This is a genomic window from Escherichia sp. XD33, assembly GCF_019375075.1.
Taxonomy (GTDB): Bacteria; Pseudomonadota; Gammaproteobacteria; order Enterobacterales; family Enterobacteriaceae; genus Enterobacter; species Enterobacter flexneri_A.
Genome location: NZ_JAENDM010000163.1, coordinates 1 through 1,700, shown reverse-complemented (window position 1 = coordinate 1,700; position 1,700 = coordinate 1). Strand labels below are relative to the sequence as shown.

Below are 1,700 nucleotides of genomic sequence, written 5' to 3'. Positions count from 1 at the left end.
CGCTGTGCCAGTACCTCTGCCGTGACCGGCTCGCCATTTCCGGCTCCCGGCTGGACGCTGTTGTCCGGGATATCCCCCCACACGCGGCCACCGGTGATGGCACCGGGATTCCACGGACGACCTTCACCGGCGATTCTCACCACCACACCGCTGTCGGGGTTATCACGGGCAATCCGGACACCATCCTGCATATTATCAGCCAGCAGGCTCTCGCCGTTACGGCTGCCCTGCAGGGCCACGAACTGCGCATCCCCGCTGCCTTTCACACGGCCTTCACCACTGAATCCCCGCAGCCCGTTTCCGTCATCCGTGGTCAGCGGGTTCAGCCAGATACCGGCAGACTTGCCGTTACGGTCAAACGCCGGCAGTGCCACATACGGCTGTGGATATTTACGTCCCGGAGCAATAAACCGTGCAGGACTGTCTCCCCCGGCAAGCCCCGCCTGACGAAGAACGGCACGCCCTGCCGCCACGTCCCGCAGCTCCCGCGCCGTACTGAACAGCCGCTCTGCATTCATGACCTCCCGGTCCGGTTTCGGTTCAAACACATCGTGGGCTGTTCCTTTCTGTACGGCATTGTTAATGGCATCCGTCCAGCCCTGACGGTTATCGGTGTACACCTGCACATGCTGCTTCATACGCGACAGGGCCACGTAGGCTGACTCAAAGCCAGCCATCAGTTTCCGGCTGCCTTCCGTACCTTCAAGCGCGATGGCAAAGGTTTCACTTGCCCCCTGCGCACCGTGAGCGGTGATGGCATAGGCCAGGTCAATATGTTGCTCTGCCCGCTCCTGGGCGGGGCGAATCACCCGGGTCTGCTGTCTGCCCGACAGCGTGACACTGTCACCGGAAACCGCTGTCACCGTCCAGACGCTGTTGGCCACATAACCACGCTCCCGGTCACTCTTCGTGAAGCGCATCCGGTCACCGGCCCCTACCCGGATGGTGTCCGGGGTGTACAGTGTGACGCCTTCAGCCACCGCCTCCCGGGGCGAAATCAGCCGCGTGTTACCTTCCGCATCCTGCAGGGTTATCAGCCCGTCATCCTTACTGATACCGGCAATCCGGTGATACACATTATCCACCAGGACAAGTGCGTCCCGATGTGTCTCCCAGGTGGAGAGACGACGCAGCTCTCCGTCGCGTATATTCGCTGTGTTCAGGACAGGCACCATGACCTGCTCTTTCCCCAGCTCACCGGCCTTTTCCCGTGCATCATGAATCATGCTGTTCAGTACGCGCCGGTCCTCATTCAGGTGCGTGACAATCAGCGTCTGCTCCCGTGCTTCCGGTGTTCTGCCGGTATAGTCGCGGACAATGGCTTCATACAGTGTCATGGGGACATCCGGGAAAGCCTCGCCTTTCAGCATCGCCTTCTGCTGCGCTTCTGCCAGTTTCGCTTCCTGGCTGTGACTGAACTCCGTCACAGAGTGCTCCGGTGCCCATGCGCCCTCCTGACGAGGCACCTGAGACGGTTTCACACTCTCAAGCCCGGACAATGCCCTTTCCACATCCCGGTTAATCAGGCTGTATACCGCCTCCCGCAGTTCCGGCGTCTGACGCACAATCTCTTTCATGATAGCCACATCGGCAGCACTGCGCGTCTGCTGGAGACGGAAAGGCTGACCGGGCGCGATGGCCTGCAGCTGGTCCGTGTCACCGCTGGCCACGGCACGACCACCACCGGCCGCAATCAGGGC

General features: G+C 61.4%; 1 protein-coding gene. It reads right to left on the bottom strand.

Translation table 11 applies throughout. From position 1 onward, the window contains the following. Positions 1-1,700 (bottom strand): conjugative transfer relaxase/helicase TraI domain-containing protein (locus K0778_RS25850; RefSeq protein WP_153520332.1); only part of this gene is annotated, 1,700 nt, incomplete at both ends.